Origin of the sequence: Methylobacterium sp. Leaf91 (genome assembly GCF_001422815.1) — a bacterium.
In the GTDB taxonomy this organism is placed as follows: domain Bacteria; phylum Pseudomonadota; class Alphaproteobacteria; order Rhizobiales; family Beijerinckiaceae; genus Methylobacterium.
The window spans coordinates 1-18,615 of sequence record NZ_LMMP01000002.1 but is presented as its reverse complement, the minus strand read 5'-3'; the positions used below and the strand labels follow the sequence as shown (position 1 = coordinate 18,615).

At 63.8% G+C, this 18,615-nt stretch carries 11 protein-coding genes and 1 pseudogene; 7 read left to right on the top strand and 5 right to left on the bottom strand.

Annotated features, from left to right (window positions below):
* Positions 1–32: 32 nt before the first annotated feature.
* Entirely contained in the window at positions 33–1,160 is a 1,128-nt protein-coding gene (locus tag ASF32_RS02805; protein ID WP_056423449.1) for an aldo/keto reductase, read from the top strand.
* Between the two features lie 175 nt (positions 1,161–1,335).
* Here ASF32_RS02805 and ASF32_RS02800 read toward each other — a convergent pair whose 3' ends face one another.
* From ASF32_RS02800 to ASF32_RS02785, 4 genes are all read right to left on the bottom strand, one after another.
* Entirely contained in the window at positions 1,336–1,701 is a 366-nt protein-coding gene (locus tag ASF32_RS02800; RefSeq protein ID WP_056423446.1) for a hypothetical protein, read from the bottom strand.
* A 218-nt stretch (positions 1,702–1,919) separates the two neighbouring features.
* Positions 1,920–2,144, bottom strand: coding sequence for a hypothetical protein (locus ASF32_RS02795; RefSeq protein WP_056423442.1), 225 nt, complete (start codon positions 2,142–2,144; stop codon positions 1,920–1,922).
* A 51-nt stretch (positions 2,145–2,195) separates the two neighbouring features.
* Entirely contained in the window at positions 2,196–3,359 is a 1,164-nt protein-coding gene (locus tag ASF32_RS02790; RefSeq protein WP_056423439.1) for an MFS transporter, read from the bottom strand.
* Complete coding sequence (locus tag ASF32_RS02785) at positions 3,356–3,718, bottom strand: antibiotic biosynthesis monooxygenase (protein ID WP_056423437.1); 363 nt, start codon at positions 3,716–3,718, stop codon at positions 3,356–3,358. Before ASF32_RS02785 ends, ASF32_RS02790 begins: the two co-directional genes overlap by 4 nt.
* Positions 3,719–3,827: 109 nt before the next feature.
* On the opposite strand from ASF32_RS02785, the gene ASF32_RS02780 reads away from it, so the two are divergent.
* Together ASF32_RS02780 and ASF32_RS25035 are read left to right on the top strand one after the other, a co-directional pair.
* Positions 3,828–4,715, top strand: coding sequence for a LysR family transcriptional regulator (locus ASF32_RS02780; protein WP_056423433.1), 888 nt, complete (start codon positions 3,828–3,830; stop codon positions 4,713–4,715).
* Positions 4,716–4,859: 144 nt separating this feature from the next.
* A complete protein-coding gene (locus ASF32_RS25035) occupies positions 4,860–5,210 on the top strand; it encodes a hypothetical protein (protein ID WP_156467656.1) in 351 nt (116 codons plus the stop codon).
* A 467-nt stretch (positions 5,211–5,677) separates the two neighbouring features.
* Here ASF32_RS25035 and ASF32_RS02770 read toward each other — a convergent pair whose 3' ends face one another.
* Positions 5,678–6,469, bottom strand: a complete 792-nt coding sequence (locus tag ASF32_RS02770; protein ID WP_348271028.1) for a cyclic nucleotide-binding domain-containing protein — start codon at positions 6,467–6,469, stop codon at positions 5,678–5,680.
* Positions 6,470–6,548: 79 nt separating this feature from the next.
* On the opposite strand from ASF32_RS02770, the gene ASF32_RS02765 reads away from it, so the two are divergent.
* The 4 genes and pseudogenes from ASF32_RS02765 (at position 6,549) to ASF32_RS24280 (ending at position 12,113) form a co-directional block, all read left to right on the top strand.
* Positions 6,549–8,981 carry a response regulator gene (locus tag ASF32_RS02765; RefSeq protein ID WP_244477870.1) on the top strand — a complete coding sequence of 811 codons (2,433 nt, stop codon included), beginning with the start codon at positions 6,549–6,551 and terminating at the stop codon, positions 8,979–8,981.
* A 193-nt stretch (positions 8,982–9,174) separates the two neighbouring features.
* Positions 9,175–9,534 (top strand): response regulator, encoded by a 360-nt coding sequence (locus ASF32_RS02760; protein WP_056423423.1) that lies wholly within the window; start codon positions 9,175–9,177, stop codon positions 9,532–9,534.
* 46 nt (positions 9,535–9,580) lie between these two features.
* Positions 9,581–10,615: an adenylate/guanylate cyclase domain-containing protein gene (locus ASF32_RS02755; RefSeq protein WP_056423420.1), complete on the top strand. Its 1,035-nt coding sequence runs from the start codon at positions 9,581–9,583 to the stop codon at positions 10,613–10,615.
* Between the two features lie 622 nt (positions 10,616–11,237).
* Positions 11,238–12,113, top strand: a pseudogene (locus tag ASF32_RS24280) (IS630 family transposase).
* The last annotated feature ends 6,502 nt before the right edge of the window (positions 12,114–18,615 follow it).

The following is an 18,615-nucleotide window of genomic DNA, read 5'->3' as shown; positions in this document are numbered from 1 at the left end:
ATCCTCATCTCGGTGATTAGCGAGGTGCAACAATGGATCTGACGTATTATCGGACGCTCGGCCGCTCGGGCCTAGCCGTGAGCCCCCTGGCGCTGGGCACCATGACCTTCGGCACGGCACGCTGGGGCCTCGACGAAGACGGCAGCCGCGCAGTGTTCGATGCCTATGTCGCGCAAGGCGGCAACTTCGTCGACACAGCCGACATCTACGCAAGCGGCGCCAGCGAGACGATGCTCGGCCGCTTCGTCGCCGAGCGGGGCCTGCGCGACCAAATCGTTCTCTCCACCAAGTCGGGTTTCGCCGCTGGGAACGGACCGCATGCGGGTGGCTGCGGTGCCAAGCATGTCCACGCCGCAATAGACGGATCGCTTCGCCGCCTGGGAACGGATTATGTCGATCTGTACTGGCTGCACGTCTGGGACGGACTCACGCCGGCGGAGGAACTGCTCGAGACGATGGCCGGCCTCGTTCGGTCGGGCAAGATCCGCTACTGGGGCTTGTCGAATACTCCTGCCTGGTACGCAGCCAAGCTCGCGACGCTCGCTTCCGTGCGTGGCCTGCCGGGACCGATCGGGTTGCAGTATTTCTACTCGCTCGTGAACCGGGAGATCGAGGACGAGCACATCCCGCTCGGCGCCGAGTTCGGCATGGGGATAGTGCCCTGGTCTCCCCTCGCCTACGGTCTGCTCACGGGCAAGTACGAACGTGCTTCCGTCGAGGCGGGCTCCCCGCGTGGCTCGGGGCTACCAACGGACACGGCCAAGGCTGGACAGGAGCGGACGGCCAAAGACAGACGTCTCGATGGCGCCAACCCCTTCGGGGACAGCCTGTTCACGCCACGCAATTGGGACATCGTGGACGCGGTACGCCAGATCGCTAGCGAGATCGGGCAGCCCCCGGCACGGATCGCCCTGGCATGGGTCGTAGGCCGGCCGGGCGTGGCCTCGACCCTGATGGGCGTGAGCCGGCCAACGCAGGTGACGGACAACGTAGCGGCGCTCGACCTGACTCTATCGCCTGAGCATCGTGCCGCTCTAGATACCGTCAGCGCCTTCGCCGAACCACGCCTCATCTACGGCCTGTCCCGCCCCCCTTTGCAGCAGCAGGTCATCTTCGGTGGCAGTCGGGTCCACGCATCGACCGGGATGCTGCCCCTCTGAGCAGACCGTGCGAACCTGATCCGGCGCCGGATCTCGGCCACTTGCGACCTCGTGGCGTTGCCGAGCGTGATACAGACCTGTTGAGCCATGACCCGGCGTCACCAAGTGACAACCAAAAAACCCGCCACGGCGCGAACCGGGCGGGTCTGATGTCGGTATTATCGCGGATGGACGATCAGCAATCGTCGCCCTTCTTGCCGACGGCCTGATTCTCGCCGGCATTGTTCATTGCGCCAACGGTGCCCGGGGCGGCGGGCTGCTGGCCACCTGCGAGATTCTTGCTGCCGGGCTCCTCATTTCCCTTAGTGGCGGAAGCGCCCGCACCCGGCTTATCGCCAAGGCCCTGATTGGCACCGACATTGTTCATCGCACCGACAGTGCCTGGGGATGCAGGCTGCTCGCCACCAGCGAGGTTCTTGCTGCCGGTATCGGACTTGGAGCTCTTATCGGTGGTTGAACCGGTATTGCATGGTGCAGCCAGAGTAGTCCCGGCCGTGAAAGCAAGAACCATTGCCGCGCCGGCGATCGCAGTAAACTTCATGGGGCGTCCCTCCAAGATCGGTGTCGGGAGGAATAATTCCGAGCCTCAATATTGGTTCCCGTCGAATGGGCCGCAGGTAATACCACTTGCCAATCCGCCTCCCAGTATCACCACCGAAGCAGGATGGAATTCATCACATCCGCAATCACAGAATCCGAGTGATCGAGAAGGCCGGAAAAAACCGGCTCCTCCGCCGCTCATAACTGTGACGGCTAATCTTATTCATAAGAACTTGCCGGCACCGATGACGTTGGCGTTTCCTTCAGAAATCTAACCGGTGGGCGATACAGGCTTGCGTTATCGACATCGTCCCGTCTGACGATCGCGTCCATCGAGACGTCGACGGTGTCATCCAAAAAGGTACGTCCGGCCATGTCGAGGACATGCACGTGGTCGTGCTGGGCATTCTCGCCGTGCCGACGAACGCTGAACAGCAAAGTCACGACGATCCTTCGTGATTGAGTGGGGCACACCCAGCGACCAAGATGGCGCCGTCATGTGTTCGGCTCCAGCTTGGTCACCATGCACGATGCCGCTGCGACGGCTCCGGCCAGCAGGGCGATTCCAGCCCACGACAAGCGGCTCGGTCCGGCGGTTTCGAGGATGATCCCGCCCAGGACGGCTCCGCCGAAGATGGCGATATTCCAAGCCGTGACGATCATCGCCTGCGCCACATCGGCCGCTGGGCCTGCCGTACGTGCCGATGCGGTCTGAAGAACAGTCGCCGACCCGCCGAATGCCAGACCCCAGATCAATACGGCACCATAGATCGCGAGGGACGCTCCACTCGTAACGGCAAGCGTGAAGGCCGCAACAATAAACAATCCGATGGCGGCGAAAAGCAAAGCCCGCAGCCATCTGTCGATCAGCACGCCCGTCAGTCCGATACTGACGAGTGCGGCCCCCCCGAAGACCAGTAGAACATCGTCGATCCGGTCGGGCATGCGGTAGTCGGCCAGGAGGGGCGCGATGTAGGTGTAGAGGAGATTATGGGCCAGCACGAAGCAGAGCGTCACCGCCAGTACCGGCCGCACGCCCGGCACTGCAAAGACTTGAGTCAGCGATGGGCGTTGCGTTTCAGGTTCGCCAGGGAAATCCGGAACTTTTGCGATGATCCAGCCAACCAGTAGCAGCGCGATGAGGCTGAGCAGGCCGAAGGTGAGCCGCCAGCCGGCGAGCATGCCCAGAAACGTACCGGCAGGTACCCCGATAGAAAGTGCCACGGGCGTTCCTGCCATCGCCACGGCCATGGCTCGCCCCGCGAGACGGGGCGGTGCCATGCGAACCGCATAGCCAGCGAGGAGCGCCCATAGCAGGCCGGCCGATACCCCGCCGACAAAACGCGCCGCCATCGCGACGGCGAAACTCCCGGTCAGGGCCGTTATCAGGTTGGCGATCATGAACCCGACGATGGAGCCAAGCAGAAGCGGTCGTCGGCGCCAGCTTCGCGTCGCCGCCGTCAAAGGAATCGCAGCGAGGAGCGATCCCAAGGCGTAGACACTGATCCATTGGCCGGCCATGGCCTCGCTCACCCCCAGCGATCCCCCGATCTGCGGAAGAAGTCCGGCCGGCAGGGCCTCGGTCAGGATCGTGACGAAGCCCGCGACCGCCAGAGCACATAGCCCGGCCATCGGCAGCCGATCGGCTCGCGCCGTCATGCCGAAGCCCTCGGAAGTACAAGGTCGCCCACCGTGTAGGTGTGAAACTCGCTGGACGAAACAGTTTCGAGCGCCTGAAACTTGTCGACGAACACCGGATCGGAGAAGAAAATCTCGACATCTTTCGGATCTGATATCGCCTCGATATTCACGACGGTCAGTCCATCGGTGCTCCTGGCAAGGTTGCTGCATAGAAATCCGGGCTTCCGCTCGGCCACATAGTGAACGACATCCTGGATGAGCCGGAACGCGTCTTCCTGCTTGCCAGGGTGAACGTGAATCTGCTTGCCAGGGTGAACGTGAATTACGTTGACGATGAAGGTGGTCGGGATCGGATGAATCGTGAAGGCTGGGATCATGTTCGCTTCCCTGGTTTTGCTAGGTCCAGGGGATAGCGACCGGACGGTTGCGGAAAAACGGGCCAGCGTTCCGGTGACTGCGGAAGGAAATTCGCTTAACCGTGACGACATGGACAAGCTCACTGCGTTCGATGCCTTCGTGCAGTCGGCTGAAACCGGCAGCTTCGTCGCGGCGGGCCGCAAGCTCGGCCTGTCAGCCTCGGCAGTCGGCAAGGCGGTGGCACGGCTCGAGCAACGGCTGGACGCGCGGCTGTTCCATCGCAACACGCGCAACATGACCCTGACCGAGGAAGGGCGACTGTTCCTGGAACGCTGCCACCGCATCTTCGAGGAGATCGAGGCGGCCGAAGCCGAGCTGGCCCGGTCCAATCGAACCCCGAGGGGCCGGTTGCGTGTGAGTCTCCCGCTGGTCGGCATGTTGCTGACGCCGGTGATGGCTCATTTCATGCGCACTTGGCCCGAGGTTCAACTCGACTTGGATTTCACGGACCGGCTGGTGGACGTCGTGGAGGAAGGGTTCGACGCCGTCATTCGGACCGGGCACCCCTCTGACAGCTTGTTGATGAGCCGCCATCTCGGACGGTTCCGCCTGAAAATCGTCGCGTCACCCAACTACTTGGCGCAATATGGAGTGCCGCTCACCCCTGACGACCTGCACGAGCATCACTGTCTTCATCAGCGTTCGCCGGACACCGGAAAGCTGCGGCCCTGGCCCTTTGTGCGTGCTTCAGGCCAGGGGAAGCCCGTCTTGCCCGAGCGGATGAGCGCGACAGCGGTCGACCCCCTGATCGAACTGGCGAGCGAGGGAATGGGCATCGCCTGTCTGCCGCCCTTCGCGATCCGCGACGAAATCGCCGATGGCCGTCTCGTGTCCATCCTGGACGAGTGGTTGACCGGGACCGATCAGTTCCATGTCCTGTGGCCGGCCAGCCGGCAGATCACGCCCAGACTACGTGCGTTCGTCGATTTCATGGCCGAACATCTACAGCCGCAGTAAAGACGATACGCGAGATCGCCAAGAGTGGTCCCGCTGTCTATTCAAGTGCTCCAGCGATGATCTCAGAAGCGAAACTTAGTCGTTCAAGCTGCACAACACAGGGGTGTCGAGGCGAGCGCAGAAATCCGGCTGGAAGTCTTCAGGGTGTTTCGCACCGGGCTGGAAGAGTCGAGAACCGGCCGGCGCAACATCTCTCGTGCCTACCTACAGCGCTCGACGATGCTTCTGTGTACAATCGGCTCGGTGGCGACGGCGGACGATCTGCTCGGCATGCACCATATCCATCGACATGGCATTCCGATCGTGACGGACTTGAGAGCGTGCGTTTTCGGCACCCGCACTCAAGCTGTTGATTCAGCTCGCGACAGCAACAAATTGATGAAATTGCTTCACGAGAAAGCGATTTCTTTCGGCGATCATCAATCATGGCGAGGAATCCGCACGCAACCAGAGGATATGCTTCGGCAATCGCCGTTGGTGGCCTCGTTGTGCTGATGGTGCAGGAAGTGCCGAACTGGAACGCGACCCTCATAGGTCTGCTCTCCCTGATCGCGTTTGCCGTACTCTGGATACTGGCAGGACGCGAGGTCATCGAGGAGGGGGCGCGCGCGCCGGTTCGGGTCGCCGTCACGGTTCGTGACATCGAGGCCGATGACGCGGCCATGTCAGAGCACCGATTGCTTCTCGGCCCGCCGGGACACCTCGAATTACTCGAACCTCGACGCTCACCGACGATCTTGTCCCTGCGACGTCTCCCGAAGCTGCGTTGGAAATAGTGGCACCCAGCGGGTGCGTGTCCGAGCAAGCGGCTTGACGGACGCGATCCCTTCGTTCGTGGAGCGGTTGTCAGCTCTTCCCTTCTTTCCGGGCACAAGGTGCCGGAAAGACCTGCGCACGGCGCGAACCTGTTTGGGGCCGCAGGATCATGACAGGGTTAAGTCTCATGAGCACCCCTGACTGACTCAAGAGAGCTCCGCTTCGAGGAGCCGATTGGTGTCGACAATCTTGTCGGCCAGTTCCAGAATGAGAAAACGTTGAACGTACAGCGCCAGGTCAGGGCGTTCACGCTCCATCCGGGCCAGAGCGGCCCGATCGATGCCGACGGTGCGGCAGGGGCTTTCGGCGATCGCCGTGGCGGTGCGCCGCCCCCCCTGGGCCAAGCCGATTTCGCCGATGACAGTGCCGGCTGTGGTCGTGCGCAAACGATGGTTGGAGCGGCCGGGCATCTCCAAGCGGATGGAAATGAGGCCGTGTTCGAGGAAGTAAAAAGCGTCAGCAGGCTCACCCTGACGCATCAGCGCCTCGCCCGCCGCCAGAGTGCGGAGACTGAGATACGGTTCCAGTTCGCCAGCCCCGACCGTGCAGCCGAGCCTATCGGCAAGGTGCTGAGCAAACGATGTCGCTTCACCTTCGTCGCTGGTCCCGGCCTCTGACAAGAGAGCCGTCTCCGCTGCCCGCATGGCCGCATCGCGGGTGCGAAAGATCCGTATTCGCGGCTCTACGAGAAGTCCGTCACGTTCGATCTGTTGATGAGCGATTGGGCCGAGATTGACCAGCAGAACGTCGAAGCGCGCCTGCTCGGCGAACTGCCCGATCTTGCGGAAGACAAGCAGCGCGGAACTGTCCAGTCCGACACATTCACGGAAATCCAGAATCAGGAAACGGAAATCGGCGGTCGCTTCCACGTCAGTGGCGGCTTGGCGCAAGATCGTCTGCGCGTTCAGGAAAAACAGGTACCCTTGCAGGATGTAGATCCGCGTCCGCTCCCCTGATGCACGCAGCAGATCGGTGATGTGGCGCGCGCGAATGATACTGCTTCGACGCTCAGCTCCTGTGTCCTATCTCCTGACCGCCTCACCGTCGATGATCTGCAGCTTCGAGGTGGGCGGCCGCAACGCACCGACATTCATCAGTGAGAATGTCCGGGACCTTCTCGGCTACGAGCCGAGCGAGTATCTCGAGGGCCCCGATTTCTGGCTCGAGCGGCTTCATCCCGACGACCGGGACCGAGTTCTGGCCGAGTTCCCCCATCTTCTCGCGAATGGCCACCACGTCGTCGAGTACCGGTTCCGGCGCAAGGACGGTATCTATCGCTGGGTAAGGGACGAGCAGCGCCTGATCAGCGGCCCGCATGGCGAACCTGTCGAGGTCGTCGAATCCTGGAGCGATATCACCGAGCGCAAGGAGGCAGAATTCGCACTTCGGGAGCAGACGACTCTCGTCGAGCTCCTGCAGGTCACGGCAGCCGCGGCCAACGAGGCGCTCAACGTCGAGGATGCCTTGCAGATCTGCCTAGGTCGGATCTCGGCACATACCGGATGGCCGCTCGGGCACGCCTACATGCTTGCCAATGACGGCAGCGAAACCCTGGTGTCGTCCGGCATCTGGCATTGCGATACGCCGGAGCGCTTTGCGCGCTTCCAGGCCGTCGCTTCGGAGACGCCGCTTCCTGTCGGCATAGGGCTGCCGGGACGCGTGTTGGCATCCGGTGAAGCGATGTGGGTCCTCGATCTCGATGCGGAATCCGACCATTCCCGTGCCGGTGCCGCCGCTGCGGAGGGGTTCCGGGCGGCTTTCGGGTTCCCCGTCACGATCGGTCGTGAGGTCGTCGCGGTGCTGGAGTTCTTCGCGGCTGAAGCGCAGGCACCGAACCGGGCGCTCCTCAACGTCATGGCCAATATCGGCGCGCAGCTCGGCCGGGTGATCGAGCGCAAACGTGCCGAGGAGAACCTGCGGGAGGCCAAGGACACGGCAGAGAACGCCAGCAGATCCAAGAGCAGCTTCCTGGCCAACATGAGCCACGAATTGCGGACGCCGCTCAACGCCATCATCGGCTTCACGCGGCTCATCATGCGTCGCGCCAAGGACGTGCTGCCCATCAAGCAGTTCGAAAACTTAGAAAAGATCCTGCTGAGTTCCGAGCATCTGCTCTCCCTGATCAACACCATCCTCGATCTCGCCAAGGTCGAAGCGGGCCGGATGGAAGTGAAGACATCGGAATTCTCGCTCGAATCCACCCTCGACCTCTGTCTCCGTACGTTCGAGCCTCTGGTCAAAAGCGAGCACGTGCGACTGGTCAAAGATTTTGAGGGCCTGCCGGAGACGATCAGCACCGATCAGGAGAAGCTGAGGCAGATCCTGATCAACCTCCTCAGCAATGCCATCAAGTTCACAGAAACCGGCTCGGTGACCCTGCGCGCACGCGCGGTCGGGGACCGGATCGCACTCGCGGTGATCGATACGGGCATCGGCATCCCGAGCGGGGCGCTGACCCTGATCTTCGAGGAGTTCCAACAGGTCGACAATTCCGCAAGCCGAACACATAGTGGAACCGGGCTCGGCCTCGCCATCAGCCACCGACTGGCCCGGATGCTCGGCGGCGACGTGGGCGTGGACAGCCAGGAGGGTAAGGGCTCGACCTTCACCCTCACTCTTCCGCGGCGTATCGACGGCAACGTCGAACCTCAACCCAGCCCTCGGGCGCCTGTGACCGAAGCCGTCAATCGGACCTCGTCCAGGACCGTGCTCGCCATCGATGACGACCCGAACGTCGTCTACCTCCTCAAGGAAAATCTGCTCGACGCGGGCTACGACGTAATCGGCGCCCCCAATGGCGAGGACGGCCTGAGGAAGGCACGGGAGCTTCAGCCGCGCGCCATCACCCTCGATATCATGATGCCGGGAACGGATGGGTGGCAGGTCCTGCATGCGCTCAAGACCGACCCTCTGACGCGTGAGATTCCCGTCATCCTGATCTCGATCGTCGACCAGAAGGAGCTCGGCTTCCACCTCGGTGCCAGCGACTGCATCGTCAAACCATTCGAGCGCGAGTCACTGATCGGCGCCCTTGGGCGCGCGGCCCCCGACAGCGAACGCATCCTCGTGATCGATGACGACCCGAACGTGGTCGACCTCGTCCGGCAGTTGCTGGATACCGAGCGCTGTACGATCGAATGGGCGCGCGACGGCGTCGCGGGCCTCGAACGGATCGCGCAGGCGCGCCCGAGCGTCATTCTCCTGGATCTCCTGATGCCGGGCATGGACGGCCTCACCTTCCTCGATCACCTGCAGGCCGATCCCGTTGCCCGCACGATCCCCGTTGTCGTCTTGACGGCGGCATCCTTGAACGCAGCCGACCATGGCATGCTTCGGGAACGCGTGCGCGGGCTCATCGACAAGCAGGGTCTCGACCGCGACGCACTCATCCGAGAGGTCAGGCGGGTATTGCCTTTGCTGGAAACCCAGGGCGCCGAGATCGCCCAATGATCTGCGCCGTGGAAGCGAGAATGCGTTCGATGAACAGCCTGGTTGGGCGCCGCGGCATCGGCCGGCAGCGAGCCATGGATCGGCGCAGGATTTGCCGAGTCCTCACCGGAAAATCGAGCCGGACAAAAACAGGGCTTGCCAGCACCGGGCAGCGCCCCGGCTATCTCTTCGTAGACTACGAAGGTTTCGCGCGATGAAGACCATCCTCATTGTCGAAGATGGCCCTCTCAATCGCGATCTGCTGACTCAGCTCCTCGAGGACGACTACGCGCTGTTGATCGCCGTCGATGGTGGTGCGGGCGTCGCGATGGCCGCGAGCCATATCCCGGATCTCATCCTCATGGATCTTTCCCTGCCCGTCATCGACGGCTGGGAGGCGACGCGTCGGATCAAGGCCAACCCGGCGACGGGAAACATTCCCGTCATCGCGATCACGGCCAACGCGATGAGCGGCGACGAGGAAAAGGCCAAGATGGCGGGGTGCGACGATTTCATGACGAAGCCTGTCGATGAAGACCTGCTTTTCGCCAAGCTACATCAATGGCTCGATTGAACGCAGCCGGTCCTGAAGCGGCTGCGACCTGGAGATAACGAGACCTGTGGACCCCGCACGCATCCTCATCGTCGACGATGAAGCCTTCAACCTTGATCTGCTGGAGCAGGAGCTCGAGCTTCTCGGACACGAGAGCGTTCGGGCCACCAACGGATGCGCTGCGCTCGATCTCCTGAATACCGAACCGTTCGATTTGGTCCTGCTCGACGTGATGATGCCAATACTGGACGGCTACGCCGTATTGGACAGCATAAAGTCGAACGACCGGCTCCGTCATACCCCGGTGGTCATGATCTCGGCGCTGACAGAGATCAGCAGCGTCGTACGCTGTATCGAGATGGGGGCCGAAGATTACCTTCCCAAGCCCTTCGAGCCGGTACTGCTCGAAGCGCGGATCCGTGCCTGCCTCGACAGGAAGCGGCTGCACGACCGGGAAGTGGCCCATCTGGAAACCATCAAGCTCCAGCAGAAACGAGCGGACGACCTGCTGCACGCTATCCTGACCGTCGCGGCGGTGAGCGAGCTGATGAGCACCGGCCAGGTCAAGCCGCGGCTTTTTTACGATGTCGCAGTGCTCTTCATCGATCTCGTCGGCTTCACGGCGTGGTGCCACAGCAAAGGCCCCGAAGACGTCGTGGCCGAAGTTCAGCGTCTGGCCGAAGCGTTCGAGATCGTGGCGCACAAACACGGCATGGAGAAAATCAAGACGATCGGCGACGCCTTCATGGCAACCGCCAATTTGTTATCGCCCCATACCGATCCGGTGACCGCGGCCATCCGCTGCGCGCAGGACATGGTGTCCATCGCTGGTGATGGCTCCACCGGATGGCGAATCCGGGCTGGCATTCACATCGGCTCCGTCGTTGGCGGCATCGTCGGGCGGTCGAAGTTCACCTTCGATCTCTGGGGCGACACGGTGAACGCGGCCGCTCGTCTGTGTTCGCTCGGCGACGGATGTTCCGTTCATCTCTCCGAGGAAGCCTCAGCCCGCGTGCATGACGGCAGCGCGATCAACCATATCGGCAAGGTGTCTCTCAAGGGAAAAGGCGAGATCGAGGTTTATTGCTTTAAATTTAGGTAGCTCCATAGCCGCCATTCTTATCTCAGACTGATCTGACATCAGATTAGCATGAAAATCAAAGAATATTTCAGTTTGTATAAGAATACACACTTTCATTTCGTATTCGAATATTTCATAGCCCCACCGAAGGAGCCAAAATGCGGACGTCCGATCTCAAATAACTAACGATGACGCACTGGGACGACCCGCAGCGTCATACGACTTAAACTCTTCCGCCCAGGTAAAATCGGCTCATCCCGTAGAAATGCACATCGTTAAGTGAGGAGCCTCCGTTACTCCAACCGGATCGAATTCGCACCCAATGTAGTCTTCGTCGCGGGCTTGATTTCACAGATCGTCCTGGGTGTCTCTGCGCTCGTCACGTTGGGAGTCGTTGCCGCGACCGGCACTCGCATCCTCGATCAGGTCAACTTAGGCCCGCCACTCATTCGAGAGGCCATCGTTATGGCAGCCCCACTCGGTATCGGACTAACTCTTATCGCGCTGCCCCTGTGCTTAAAGTCAGTGTCTGAGGCAGACCTCCTATCGTCAAGGATCTGATCCTGCTGACTGCGCTCGCGGCCTAAATGCCCTGACGCGGCAAGAGGATTCACGATGGGATTGACGCCTGCGAAGCTGGGTGATGGCTCAGTCCGTTTGGATACCTTTCGATGAGCCACCGACGTCACAACTGGCTGCGATTGCCGGTGACCAATCCCGGCCATTCAAGCGCATCGTTCGCGCTCTCAGCATCCTGCGGTCGACCGAGCGCTTGAACGTGGAGAGGTGGCTCGAGAGGCAGGGAACAGTTGGCCTGCGGGAGGGCTCTGGCAAAAGCGCTTTGACAAAGAAGGCGTAGAGGGTCTGCTACCCGACAAGACCTGTCTGCCCGACACCCCGCCGCATTTCACAGGAACGGTGGCGGGAGCTCTGGCACTGACCTGCTTGGTGCCGCCGGATGAGGTCATCCACTGGACCGGCCGCGCCGTCGCTGCGTAGACCAGGATCTCTCCGCTTCGTGCAGCGGGTCTGGCAGGAGCACCGTCTGCAACCGCATCGGGTGCGTACCTTCAAGCGCTCGCACGACCCGGCCTCGCCGAGAATGTGGAGGATGTGGTCAGTCACAACACCAAATCCGCCCGCCCACGCCGTCGTGCTGTCCATCGACGATCCTTCGACAGGCTCAGGATAAGGAGTCCCAGATCCAGGCTCGGGAGCGAACCCGTCCCATGGTCCCGGCCATCCTATCGCTCAGACGCATGACTACACCCGCCACGCGCGATGAACGTGTCCCTCCAACCCAACCTCGGCCTCATGGCTCAATGCGGTCGAGGGCTTCTTCTCCACGCTCACACGCCGCCGCCTCCAGTGGGGTACGTTCAGTGGCGTCGTTGATCTGCAGGTGGCCATCAAACGCTATATCGCCGAGCACAACTGCAGCGCCCGCCCCTTCGTCTGGATAAAGCCCGCCGCCGCCATCTTCGATGCCCGCAACCGAGCCCCTGAACCATCCGTCTGAGTCAATGCAATAGCGGTTGACGTGGTGAAGGGGCAGAAAGCTGCCGGATCGCGTGAAGGCGAAGGCCCATACGGCATGCTCGGCTCTGACCGAGCAGGATTGATCGGCCAGAGCGCATTGCGAAGCTTACGCCACCAGGAAGTCGAGGTGAGTCAGCGTTTCCTTCGTGCCGATGACGGCAAACTGGACGGCAGTGCTAGCCGTCCCGTTGCCGTCGGCATCGTAGGAGAGCGCACCGTTCTTGTGGTTGTAGAGAATGCGATCGCTCGCATCCACCACGGCACCGGCATTGCCGAGATCCTTGAACGCAGTCTCTGCAAGCTGCCCCGTGGTAAGAGCGCGGAACACGGCCCGGGCCAGTTGGACCGTGTCCTCCGGTACTGAGAAGTCGGTAAGGCGGTCGACATTGACAGAGCCGAGGTTCGACGAGAATGCGAACGTATCGCTGCCGCCCTTGCCGTAGAGCAGGTCGGCGCCCGCGCCGCCGTTGAGRACGTTGKCACCGGCATTGCCTATCAGTGTGTTMGCGAACGCGTTGCCGCCGAGCCTGATGGCGTCCAGGCCGGTGTCGCTCATGGTTCTCAGCGTCTCGATYTCCTGACCGGCCGACAGCGTGAAGCTCACACTGGTCCTGACCATGTCGGTGCCGCCGCCATCCGTCTCGAACACGCGGTCACTGGCGTCGTCGACGTCCAGGCCGGTGTCGCTCATGGTTCTCAGCGTCTCGATCTCCTGACCGGCCGACAGCGTGAAGCTCACACTGGTCCTGACCATGTCGGTGCCGCCGCCATCCGCCTCGAACACGCGGTCACTGGCGTCGTCGACGATGTAGCTGTCGTCGCCAGCGTAGCCATAGAGTCGGTCGGCGCCCGCGCCGCCGTTGAGGACGTTGTCACCGGCATTGCCTATCAGTGTGTTMGCGAACGCGTTGCCGCCGAGCCTGATGGCGTCCAGGCCGGTGTCGCTCATGGTTCTCAGCGTCTCGATCTCCTGACCGGCCGACAGCGTGAAGCTCACACTGGTCCTGACCATGTCGGTGCCGCCGTCAGCCGCCTCGATCACACGATCACCGGCATCGTCGACGATATAGGTGTCGTCGCCGTCATACCCGGAGGCGCTCGTCCCCGGGCCGGTCAGCAAGAAGACGTTGTTGCCCGCATCGCCTCGGTTGGAGCCAGTGACAGTCACCCGCAGATGCGAGGAACCGGCGCCACCCTGTCCATCCGAGAGCGTGTAGAGGAAGTCGTCGACGACGCTTGCTCCCACCGCGACCCGGCCCTCGGCATTAGCTTCGTACGTGTAGCTGCCGTTCCCCTTCAGTGTGAGCGTGCCGTAGCGGCCGGCGATCACAATCTCGCCGTCGACGGCCGTCCGGGTCGTGCCGGCGGTCACTGCCCTGATCGCGGTGATCGTCAGGGTGCCGCTGTCGGGGTCGATGTCGTTGCCGAGCACGCCACTCGCCACGGAATTTCGCTGAACAACCTCGATCACGTCGTCGGTCGCGACGGGGGCGTCGTTGACTGAGGCGAGAGTCAGCGCCCGGGTCGCTGCCGTGATGGCCGTGCCGTCGCCGACATCGTAGCTGAGCGTAACCAAACCTTTATAGTCGGCGTCCGGCGTAAGCGTGAAGGTCCCGCCCGTGATCGTCACCGTGCCATGGTCGGCCCTCAGGTTCGTGACCGCGAGCGTTGCACTGTCGGTGTCGGTGAAGCCCTTCAGTAGGTTGGAGAGCAGACCCGTATAGGCAGTGTCCTCCCTGCCGGCCGCCAGCGTCGCCTGGGTGCCGGTGAGACGCGGTGCGTCGTTCACCGCCGTGATCGTGACGGTGGTGGTGCCGGTGGTAGTCCCGACGCCACCCGAGCCCTGGGCGCCGGTATTGCCGTCCGAGAACGTCCAGACCAGCGTGGCAGAGGTCGGAGGCGTGTCGGAGGTGTTGGCGTAGGTGACGGCACGCGCCACCGCCTCGGCGAGATCCGAGGTGGCCACGTTCGTGCCGGTGAAGGTGACGGTGAGGGTGCCGGCCGTGTCGGTGAAGGTGGCGAAGGTCGCCCCGTTCGTGTCGAGCAGGTCGTTGCCCGAGACCGTGAAGGTCGAGGCGCCGAAGCCGAACGTGTCCTGCGCATTCGCCCCGCCCTGGCGGGCAAGGGTCAGCGTGACGCCGGCATAGTCGCCGACGCCGCTTTGCAGCGCGTCGAGTTCGGCATCGGAGAGGATGACGTCGCTGTCGAGGATGACGGCGGCGCCGTTCTCGGTGAACGCCACCGTGCCGCCGAGCGAGCTCTGCAGGTTGAACGTGGTGTCGAGGCTGCCATCCGCGTTGTAGCGCACCACCGCGAAGTCGTAACCGGTGCCGCTCCCGATGCCGTAGCCCGCGACGACGATCTTTCCGTCCGCCTGGACCGTGATGCTTTTGGCAATATCCTCCGCTGTGCGGTCGCTGACCGGGGTGAGGATCTTGCCGGTCCCGTCCGGGCCGAAGCCGGTGTCGAGGCTACCGTCCGCGTTGTAGCGCACCAACGTGAAGTCTTGCCCGCCGCTGCCTATGCCTTCGCCCGCGACGAGGATCTTGCCGTCCGCCTGCACCGTGACGCTGTAGGCCATGTCGGCCGACGTGCCGGCGCCGACCGGGGTCAGGATCTTGCCGGTCCCGTCCGGGCCGAAGCCAGTATCGAGGGTACCGTCCGCGTTGTAGCGCACCAGTGCGAAGTCGTAGCCGGTCCCGCTGCCCTGGCCGTAGCCCGCGACGACGATCTTGCCGTCCGCCTGCACGGTGACGCTGTAGCCGGCGTCGTTCGACATGCCGACGCCAACCGGGGTGAGGGTCTTGCCGGTCCCGTCCGGGCCGAAGCCGGTATCGAGGGTGCCATCCGTGTTGTAGCGCACCGCAGCAAAGTCTTGGCCGTTGCCCCAACCGGAACCCACGACGACGATCTTACCGTCCGCCTGGAGCGTGACGCTGTTGCCCTGGTCTGACGCCGTGCCCGCGCTGATCGGAGTGAGGATCTTGCCGGTTCCGTCCGGACCGAATCCGGTGTCGAGACTGCCGTCCGCGTTGTAGCGCAGCAGCGCGAAGTCTTGGCCGCCGCTGCCCTCACCGTAGCCCGCGACGACGATCTTGCCGTCTGTCTGAACCGTGACGCTGTAGGCAATGTCGCTCGACAGGCCGGTGCCGACCGAGGTGAGGATCGTGCCGGTCCCGTCCGGGCCGAAGCCGGTGTCGAGGCTGCCATCCGCGTCGTAGCGCACCAGCGCGAAGTCGTAACGGTTGTCGGCACCTACGCCATACCCCGCGACGACGATCTTGCCGTCTGTCTGGAGCGCGACGCTACGGCCATAGTCTGACGCCGTGCCGGGGGCGGCGGGGGTGAGGATCTTGCCGGTCCCGTCCGGGCCGAAGCCGGTGTCGAGGCTACCGTCCGCGTTGTAGCGCACCAACACGAAGTCGCTGCGGCCGGTCCCGTCGCCATAGCCCGCGACGAGGATCTTGCCGTCCGCCTGGACCGTGACGCTTTGGCCGACGTCTGACGACCCGTCGGCGCCGACCGGGGTGAGAACCACGCCGGTCCCGGCACCGATGAACGACGGTGCGTCGTTCACCGGGGCGATCACCGTGCTCAGAGTGGCGGGGATGGAGGCCGCGCCGTCTCCGACGCTGTAGCTGATCGTGATCTGGCCGCTGTAGTTCGCGGCCGGGGTGACGGTGTAGCCGCCCGCCCCGTCGCTCACGATGGTGCCGTGATCGACGCTGAGGTTGGACAGGACGAGGGTGGTGTCCTCGGGATCGGCGAAGCCCTGCAGCAGGTCGACCGCTCTCACCGTGAAGGCGGTGTCTTCCGTGCCGGCCAGGAGTGTCGCCTGGGTGCCGGTGAGCAGCGGCGCGTCGTTCGCCGCCGTGATCGTGACGGTGGTGNGTCACCGTGAAGGCGGTGTCTTCCGTGCCGGCCAGGAGTGTCGCCTGGGTGCCGGTGAGCAGCGGCGCGTCGTTCGCCGCCGTGATCGTGACGGTGGTGGTGCCGGTGGCGGTCGCGGCCCCGTCGGGGCCCTGGGCGCCGGTATTGCCGTCCGAGAACGTCCAGGCGAGCGTGACCGAAGAGGCCGGCGCGTCGGAGGTGTTGGCATAGGTGACGGCGCGCGCCACCGCGTCGGCGAGTGCCGAGGTGGCCACGTTCGTGCCGGTGAAGGTGACGGTGAGGGTGCCGGCCGTGTCGGTGAAGGTGGCGAAGGTCACCCCGTTCGTGTCGAGCAGGCTGTTGCCTGAGACCGTGAAGGTCGAGGCGTCGAAGCCGAACGTGTCCTGCGCATTCGCCCCGCCCTGGCGGGCAAGGGTCAGCGTGGCGCCGGCATAGTCGCCGACGCCGCCCTGCAGCGCGTCGAGTTCGGCATCGGAGAGGGTGACGTCGCTGTCGAGGATGACGGGCGTGCCATCCTCGGTGAACGCGACCGTGCCGCCGAGCGAGCTTTGCAGGTTGAACGTGGTGTCGAGGCTGCCATCCGCATTGTAGCGCACCACCGCGAAGTCATTACCGGTATTGTTGCCTGCACCACGGCCCACCACAACGATCTTGCCGTCCGTCTGCACCATGACGCTTTGACCAATGTCTTGCGACGTGCCGGTGCCGACCGGGGTGGTGATCTTGCCGGTCCCGTCCGGGCCGAAGCTGGTGTCGAGGCTGCCGTTGGCGTTGTAGCGGATCAGCGCGAAGTCGCTGCCGGTCCCGGCGCCGTCGCCGAAGCCCGCGACGATGATCTTGCCGTCCGCCTGCACCGTGATGCTGTAGGCAAGGTCGCTCGACGCCCCGGCGCCGACCGGTGTAAGGATCTTGCCGGTCCCGTCCGGGCCGAAGCCGGTGTCGAGACTGCCATCCGTCTTGTAGCGCACCAGCGCGACGTCAATGCCGTTGCCACCGTTGGCGCCGTAGCCCGCAACGAGGATGCTGCCATCCGTCTGCACCGTGACGCTGTTGCCTTGGTCCTGCCCCGTGCCGGCCCCGACCGGTGTGAGGATCTTGCCGGTCCCGTTCGGGCCGAAGCTGGTGTCGAGGCTGCCGTCCGCGTTGTAGCGCACCACCGCGAAGTCGGTGCCACCGCCGCCGGCGCCATAGCCTGCGACGACGACCTTGCCGTCCGCCTGCACCGTGACGCTTGAACCGAGGTCGAACGACGTGCCGGTCCCGACCGGTGTGAGGATCTTGCCGCCCGTACCGAAGCCGGTGTCGAGGCTGCCATCCGCGTTGTAGCGCACCAGTGCGAAGTCGTTACCGGTTTCGCCGCTATTGGCGCGGTAGCCGGCGACGACGATCTTGCCGTCCGCCTGCATCGTGACGCTGTTGCCGACGTCTCCCGACGTGCCGGTGTTGACCGGGGTGAGGATCTTGCCGGTTCCGTCCGAGCCGAAGCCGGTGTCGAGGCTACCGTCCGCGTTGTAGCGCACCACCGCGAAGTCTTGGCCGCCGCTGCCGTTGCCGTAGCCCGCGACGACGATCTTGCCGTCCGCCTGCACCGTGACGCTTGAGCCGGCGTCGCTCGACGCACCGGTGCCGACCGGGGTGAGGATCTTGCCGGTCCCGTCCGGGCCGAAAGTCGTATCGAGGCTACCATCCGCGTTGTAGCGTACCAGCGCGACGTCGAAACCGGTGCCGTTACCCTGGCCATAGCCCGCGACGACGATCTTGCCGTCCGCCTGCACAGCGACGCTTTGGCCGGAATCGTACGATGTTCCGGCACCGACCGGGGTGAGAACCACGCCGGTTCCGACACCGATGAACGACGGTGCGTCGTTCACGGCCGTGAAGGTCGTGCTCAGGGTGGCGGGGATGGAAGCCGCGCCGTCTCCGACGCTGTAGCTGATGACGAGCGGGCCGTTGTAGTCGGCGGCCGGGGTGACGGTGTAGCCGCCCGCGCCGTCGCTCACGATCGTGCCATGATCGACGCTGAGGTCGGAGAGGACGAGGGTGGTGCCCTCGGGGTCGGCGAAGCCCTGCCGCAGCTGGGCCGCCGTCACCGTGAAGGCGGTGTCTTCCGTGCCGGCCAGGAGTGTCGCCTGGGTGCCGGTGAGCAGCGGCGCGTCGTTCGCCGCCGTGATCGTGACGGTGGTGGTGCCGGTGGCGGTCGCGGCCCCGTCGGGGCCCTGGGCGCCGGTATTGCCGTCCGAGAACGTCCAGGCNTCACCGTGAAGGCGGTGTCTTCCGTGCCGGCCAGGAGTGTCGCCTGGGTGCCGGTGAGCAGCGGCGCGTCGTTCGCCGCCGTGATCGTGACGGTGGTGGTGCCGGTAGTGGTCGCGGCTCCGTCGGGGCCCTGGTCACCGGCATTGCCGTCGGAGAACGTCCAGGCGAGCGTGACCGAAGAGGCCGGCGCGTCGGAGGTGTTGGCATAGGTGACGGCGCGCGCCACCGCGTCGGCGAGTGCCGAGGTGGCCACGTTCGTGCCGGTGAAGGTGACGGTGAGGGTGCCGGCCGTGTCGGTGAAGGTGGCGAAGGTCGCCCCGTTCGTGTCGAGCAGGTCG

Bases quoted from the DNA above. Each gene is read 5' to 3' on its own strand.
- ASF32_RS02760 (WP_056423423.1), top strand. From the start codon at position 9,175: ATGAAGACCATCCTCATTGTCGAAGATGGCCCTCTCAATCGCGATCTG.
- ASF32_RS02785 (WP_056423437.1), bottom strand. From the start codon at position 3,718: ATGATCCCAGCCTTCACGATTCATCCGATCCCGACCACCTTCATCGTC.
- ASF32_RS02805 (WP_056423449.1), top strand. From the start codon at position 33: ATGGATCTGACGTATTATCGGACGCTCGGCCGCTCGGGCCTAGCCGTG.
- ASF32_RS02790 (WP_056423439.1), bottom strand. From the start codon at position 3,359: ATGACGGCGCGAGCCGATCGGCTGCCGATGGCCGGGCTATGTGCTCTG.
- ASF32_RS02800 (WP_056423446.1), bottom strand. From the start codon at position 1,701: ATGAAGTTTACTGCGATCGCCGGCGCGGCAATGGTTCTTGCTTTCACG.
- ASF32_RS02780 (WP_056423433.1), top strand. From the start codon at position 3,828: ATGGACAAGCTCACTGCGTTCGATGCCTTCGTGCAGTCGGCTGAAACC.